Raw genomic sequence first — 6,154 nt, 5'->3', positions numbered from 1 at the left:
CCGAGCCGGCCCGTATCGAGGCCCGGCTCGCCGAGCTGACCGGCCGCGGCCCCGGCAAGGGCGACGAGGCCGAGGCGACCCGCGACGGCCTGGTCAACCTGGCCAAGCACGAGGAGATCGCCCGGCTGCGCACCGAGTGGAACGACGCCTACTGGCGCTCCTTCGGCACCTGGCAGCACCGCGTCATCACGGGCCCGGAGCCGCGTCTGTACGACTGCTTCAACGTCTCCGACGCGATGGTCTCCGACATCTCCAGCGTCGTCTCCGACTTCATCGCGAGCGGCAAGCCGTACGCCGTCACCGACTCCGCGGAACTGGGCGTCGAGGAGTTCAAGTTGCAGAACACCGCCGTGCGCGCGGCCGTGATCCTGTCCAACTCGGCGCGCGAGCTGGACGAGTTGCTGGCCGCCGTCCGCGACCCGGAGGCGGATCCGCTCGCCGCCGACCGCCAGGAGCTGCGCCACTACCTGCTCGGCCCGGACGAGCCGTCCTCGATCGAGCAGTTCAACACCGCGGTGCGCAACCTGGCGCAGAAGGCCGAGGTCCGCAATCGCGGGCAGATCACCGGTGCCCGGGCCGCGGAACCCGCGGACGCGGTACCCGGCCAGCGCACCTCGCCGGCCGAGGAGACGCACGGCGCCGTCAAGGGCTGATCCGCCCTATCGCGGCGCAGGGTCCGATCACCGAGGAAAGCTCCCCGGTGATCGGACCTTTTCTTGTTTCTTACCGTTACGACCTACTGTTCATTTCTGTTCGTTTGTCCTTGTGGCCTCCGTCACGAAATGTTCAGGCGAAGGAAACCCCCGTCTTCATTCGGCTGTCTTCCGGTCGATCAATTGATGCGATACGGGGGAAATCCCGTGACGAGGGGGAAGCGTGACCGCTGCCCAGCCCGATGTGAGCGTGATCATCGGGGCATATGAGGCAATGCCGTACCTGGTCGAGTGCCTGAAGTCCGTCGAGAGCCAGACCCTCGACCCCTCGCGCGTGGAGGTGATCGCCGTCGACGACGGATCGACGGACGGCACCGGCGAATACCTCGAGGAGTTCGCCGAGCGTGCACCCATGAGCGTCACCGTCATCCGGCAGGAGAACTCCGGCGGTCCCAGCGGTCCCCGCAACGTCGGCCTCGGCAAGGCACGCGGGCGCTACGTCTTCTTCCTCGACGCGGACGACCGGCTCGGCACCGAGGCGCTGGAGCGCATGGTCGCCATGGCCGACGAGCACCACACGGACGTGGTGCTCGGCCGGGTCGTCGGCGTCAACCGCAACGCCCCGCAGCCCATGTGGGGCAGGACCCTGCCCCGGACGGACGTCTTCTCCTCGAAGATCAAGTTCACGCTGAGCGCGCAGAAGCTCTTCCGCCACGAGCTCATCGCGCGGCACGGCATGCGCTTCGACGAGTCGCTGAAGACCGGCGAGGACGCCCTGTTCACGATGGAGGCCTACCTCCGCGCGGACGGCATCTCCGTGATCTCCGACTACACGTGCTACTACCTGGTCGGCCGTGACGACGGCAAGCACGTCACCAAGAGCGGCAGCTACACCCTGCGCTTCGACTCGGCCCGCGCCCTGATGAACCTCATCGCCGAGCACGTGCCGGCCGGGCCGCGCCGCGACTTCCTGATGCTGCGCCCCTTCCTGATCACCCTGCTCCCGCAGTTCGGGCCCGTCTTCCTCAAGGACAGCGAGGAGGTCCGCGCCCACAAGCTGGAGCTGGCCAGGCCGCTGATGGACGCGTACTGGCACGAGGGTGTCGCCAGGCGGCTGAAGGTCAACGAGCGGCTTCGGTTCCACCTGGTGGCGCGGGGCCGTGCCGACCTGCTCGCGGACGTGGTCCGGTGCGTCAGGGACAAGAAGGCGCCCACGCTCCACATCGACCCGCGCGGCGGGAGGGCCTACCTCGCCTACCCGCACTTCCGCGACCGCGCCGCCGGCCTCCCGGACGCGTGGTTCGTGCCGACCACCCGGGAGACCGTCACGGTGGAGGAGTTCAAGCTGATGAGGACGGTCCACTTCAGGCGGCTGGGGAAGATGGCCAGGCGGGTGCTGAAGGTGCGGCGGGCGGCCTGAGCGGGACGTTCCGGCCACCGTCCGCTTCCTGGACCGGTGCGCGGCACCCGTGCGTCTTCGCGTAGATTGCCAGGCGGGAGCGGGTACGCGCGCGAGGGGAAGAACAGCAGGTGACAGGCGCAAGGCAGGCCGTGGAAGAGGCCCACAGGATTGTCGTCAAAGTGGGCTCCTCGTCACTGACCACGGCCGCGGGCGGGCTCGACGCCGACCGTGTCGACGCCTTGGTCGACGTGCTCGCCAAGCACCGGAAGCAGGGGGTGGCCCGGGGGGCCTCCGTCGAGGGCGGTGGCGGGAGACGGGCGGGCGGGGGCGAGAGGGAGATCGTCCTGGTCTCCTCCGGTGCCATCGCCGCCGGTCTCGCCCCTCTCGGCCTGCGCCGCCGCCCCCGCGACCTGGCCCGCCAGCAGGCCGCCGCCAGCGTCGGCCAGGGCCTCCTGGTGGCCCGCTACACCGCCTCCTTCGCCCGCTACGGCATCCGCGTCGGCCAGGTCCTGCTGACCGGCGACGACACCAGCCGTCGCGCCCACCACCGCAACGCCTCCCGCACCCTCGACAAGCTGCTCGCCATGGGCGCGCTGCCGGTCGTCAACGAGAACGACACCGTCGCCACCGACGAGATCCGCTTCGGCGACAACGACCGCCTCGCCGCGCTCGTCGCCCACCTGGTCCGCGCCGATCTGCTGGTCCTGCTGTCGGACGTGGACGGCGTCTACGACGGCGACCCCAGCAGGCCCGGCACGTCCCGGATAGCCGAAGTACGCGCACCATCCGATCTGGAGGGCATCGAGATCGGCAGCGCGGGCAAGTCCGGCGTCGGCACCGGCGGCATGGTCACCAAGGTCGAGGCGGCCCGGATCGCGGCGGCGGCCGGGATCCCCGTGGTCCTCACCTCGGCCGTGCACGCCGCCGACGCCCTGGCGGGCCGCGACACCGGCACGTACTTCCACCCCACCGGCAGGCGCTCCGCCGACCGGCTGCTGTGGCTGCAGCACGCCTCCACCCCGCAGGGCGCTCTCACCCTCGACGACGGGGCCGTGCGCGCGGTCGTCGAACGCCGCACGTCGCTGCTGCCCGCCGGCATCGCCGCGGTCGAGGGCGACTTCAGCGCCGGCGACCCCGTCGAGCTGCGCGACGGCGAGGGACGGGCGGTCGCGCGCGGGCTCGTCAACTTCGACGCCAAGGAGATCCCCCGGCTGATCGGCCGCTCGACCAGGGAACTGGCGCGCGAACTGGGGCCCGCCTACGAACGCGAGGTCATCCACCGGGACGACCTGGTCGTCCTGCACCCGTGAATCCGTGAACCCGCGTTCCGCGCGGCCGCGAGAGGCCGAAAGCCCCGCCCGGCGGGCCCGTCCGGTGAGGGACGTTCCGTAAAACCGCCCCACGGGCCCGCCCGGCCTGCTCCACTGGGTCTCTGGGACCGCTCGACCGACGCCGGTCCCTGGCACCCATTCGGCACGAGCACCGCGTAAGGAGGCCGTCGTGAGACGAGTGCGCCCGGGGGCGGCGTCCCGCGGTCATGGCACCTCCGGTGCCTCCCGGGGCGGTGGCCCGCGCAGGACCGACGAGCAGCGCGCGCTGACCAGTGTTCCGGCCGGGGAGGCGTACCAGGAGCCCGCAGATGCTCACCAGGAGCCCTCGGAGATGCCCCGGCTGTGGCACGTCACGCTCAGCGTCTCGGGCGAGGAGACGCCGCTGCAGGAGGTGCGGCGCTCCCTCGAACAGCTGGCCAACGACCACCCCTTCCTGCTGACCAGCCGCTACGCGCGCGACCACGCCGAGATCCGCTACTGGGAGGAGGCCCGCGACCTGCACGACGCCGCCGCGGTCGCGCTGCGCCTGTGGGGCGAACACCGGCGCAGCGCGGGATTGCCGCCCTGGGAGATCGTCGGCCTGGAGGTCGTCGACCGGGACACCTACCACCAGCGGATCACCGAGGGATACGGGCCGCCACCGGCGACACCGGTCGGAGTTCACCCGTTTTGAGCGTGTCTCGGTGTGTGGGACGAGCCCTGAACGCGCATGTCCCGCGCACTACGCTTCCCTCATGACCACGCTCTCGCCGTACGACTCCATGTCCCCGGTGGCCCGGGCCGCCTACCGCGCACGGGCCGCCGCCGCAGATCTCGCGCCGCTGCCGCGGTCAGAGAAGGACGACGCGCTGCTCGCCATGGCGGACGCCCTGGAGGTCCGCACGAGCGAGATCGTGGAGGCCAACGCCAGGGACATCGCCAAGGCCCGGGAGGCAGGTACCAGCGAGGCGATCATCGACCGGCTCACGCTCACCCCCGAGCGGGTCCGGGCCATCGCCTCCGACGTCCGCGACGTCGCCGCCCTGCCGGACCCGGTCGGCGAGGTCGTCCGCGGCTCCACGCTGCCCAACGGCATCGACCTGCGCCAGGTCCGTATCCCGCTCGGCGTCGTCGGGATCATCTACGAGGCCCGGCCGAACGTGACCGTCGACGCCGCCGCCCTGTGCCTGAAGTCCGGCAACGCGGTCCTGCTGCGCGGCTCGTCCTCCGCCTACGAGTCGAACACCGCGCTCGTACGGGTGCTGCGCGACGCCGTGGGCGGCGCCGGGCTGCCCGCCGACGCCGTCCAGCTCGTGCCCGGCGAGGGCCGTGAGTCGGTGCGCGAGCTGATGCGCGCCCGCGGCCTGGTCGACGTGCTCATCCCGCGCGGCGGCGCCTCCCTGATCCGTACGGTCGTGGAGGAGTCCACGGTCCCGGTGATCGAGACCGGCACCGGCAACTGCCACGTCTACGTCGACGCGCAGGCCGACCTGGACATGGCGATCGACATCCTGATCAACTCCAAGGCGCAACGGCCGAGCGTCTGCAACGCCGCCGAGACGCTGCTCGTCCACCAGGACATCGCCCCCGAGTTCCTGCCGCGCGCCCTGGACGCCCTCGCGGACGCCGGGGTCACCGTGCACGCCGACGAGCGCGTGATGGCGTATGCCAAGGACTCCCGGGCCACGGTGGTGGAGGCCACGCCCGAGGACTGGGACACCGAGTACCTGTCGTACGACATCGCCGCCGCGGTCGTGGACTCCCTGGACAAGGCCGTGCACCACATCCGGCTGTGGAGCTCCGGTCACACCGAGGCGATCGTCACCACCTCGCAGCAGGCCGCCCGCCGATTCACCCAACTGGTCGATTCGACGACGGTCGCCGTGAACGCCTCCACGCGCTTCACGGACGGGGGCCAGTTCGGCTTCGGCGCGGAGATCGGGATCTCCACCCAGAAGCTGCACGCCAGGGGGCCGATGGGGCTGCCGGAGCTGACCAGCACCAAGTACATCGTCACCGGCGACGGGCACATCCGACGCTGAGCGAGCGCTCGTTCGCCCTGGCTTCGACGGTTCCCGGCACCCGCCTGTGAACCGTCTCGCCAGGCGGATGAATTTCCATACCGTCTGCCCAAATTGACCCCCCAGGTCTACTCTGGATGCGTGCCGGAGGACGTGGGGGGCACGCCGTTCGCTGACGGCCCGGAGCCCGACGACGACCGTGACCGCGGAGCGATGGACGAAGAGTTCACCTCCGCGGTCTTCGACGAGGCCTGGATACGGGCCGCCGTGGTCCACGAGCCGACAGCCGTGGAGAGACTCCTCGCCGCCGCCCAGGCCCGCGCCGACGCCCAGGAGGCGGAGGCCCGCCGGGCCCGCGGCAGGACCGCGGGCGGCGACGACGAGGGGTATGACGACGGTTTCGGGCCCGACGAGGGCTTCGGCCACGGCCTGGACCCAGACGACCTGGACGACTTGGACGTCCTCGAGGGGCGCTACGGAGCCGCGGGCCCCTTCGGCAGGGCCTACGGCAAGGGCGCCCGCTGGCATCGCCCCGTCGCCTGGATGCTCGCCCTCGTGATGGGCATCGGCATGGTCGCCCTCGCCTTCACGGCGGTGTACCGGGGCGGGTCCTCGGGCCGTCAGGACCAGGTTCCCTCGCCCGCCCCGACCGGTCTGGAGCAGGGCCAGGAAGCCAGCGCGGGCACCGGCCCCTCGGCCTCCGCGGAGTACTCGCCCCCGGCGTTCTCGGCGGACCCGCGGACTCCCTGACCCCTCGGACCGGGCGTT

General features: G+C 71.5%; 5 protein-coding genes and 1 pseudogene. All 6 read left to right on the top strand.

The features are described 5' to 3' along the window. A pseudogene (locus ACFYZJ_RS13855) lies at positions 1–653 on the top strand (hypothetical protein); the annotation flags it as partial. A 223-nt stretch (positions 654–876) separates the two neighbouring features. Then, positions 877–2,073 (top strand): glycosyltransferase family 2 protein, encoded by a 1,197-nt coding sequence (locus ACFYZJ_RS13850; RefSeq protein WP_388566843.1) that lies wholly within the window; start codon positions 877–879, stop codon positions 2,071–2,073. A gap of 110 nt (positions 2,074–2,183) precedes the next feature. Further along, positions 2,184–3,365 carry a glutamate 5-kinase gene (gene proB / locus ACFYZJ_RS13845; protein WP_388566841.1) on the top strand — a complete coding sequence of 394 codons (1,182 nt, stop codon included), beginning with the start codon at positions 2,184–2,186 and terminating at the stop codon, positions 3,363–3,365. Positions 3,366–3,555: 190 nt separating this feature from the next. Further along, positions 3,556–4,059 carry a hypothetical protein gene (locus ACFYZJ_RS13840; protein WP_388566839.1) on the top strand — a complete coding sequence of 168 codons (504 nt, stop codon included), beginning with the start codon at positions 3,556–3,558 and terminating at the stop codon, positions 4,057–4,059. 61 nt (positions 4,060–4,120) lie between these two features. Further along, positions 4,121–5,407, top strand: coding sequence for a glutamate-5-semialdehyde dehydrogenase (locus ACFYZJ_RS13835; protein WP_388566836.1), 1,287 nt, complete (start codon positions 4,121–4,123; stop codon positions 5,405–5,407). Positions 5,408–5,500: 93 nt separating this feature from the next. Then, a complete protein-coding gene (locus ACFYZJ_RS13830; protein ID WP_388566833.1) occupies positions 5,501–6,136 on the top strand; it encodes a hypothetical protein in 636 nt (211 codons plus the stop codon). Positions 6,137–6,154: the final 18 nt, after the last annotated feature.

It is taken from the genome of Streptomyces sp. NPDC001848, assembly GCF_042891915.1.
Lineage (GTDB): Bacteria > Actinomycetota > Actinomycetes > Streptomycetales > Streptomycetaceae > Streptomyces.
The sequence above is the reverse complement of the archived record's forward strand: the minus strand, read 5'-3'. Positions and strand labels throughout refer to the sequence as shown.

Bases quoted from the DNA above. Each gene is read 5' to 3' on its own strand.
- ACFYZJ_RS13835 (WP_388566836.1), top strand. From the start codon at position 4,121: ATGACCACGCTCTCGCCGTACGACTCCATGTCCCCGGTGGCCCGGGCC.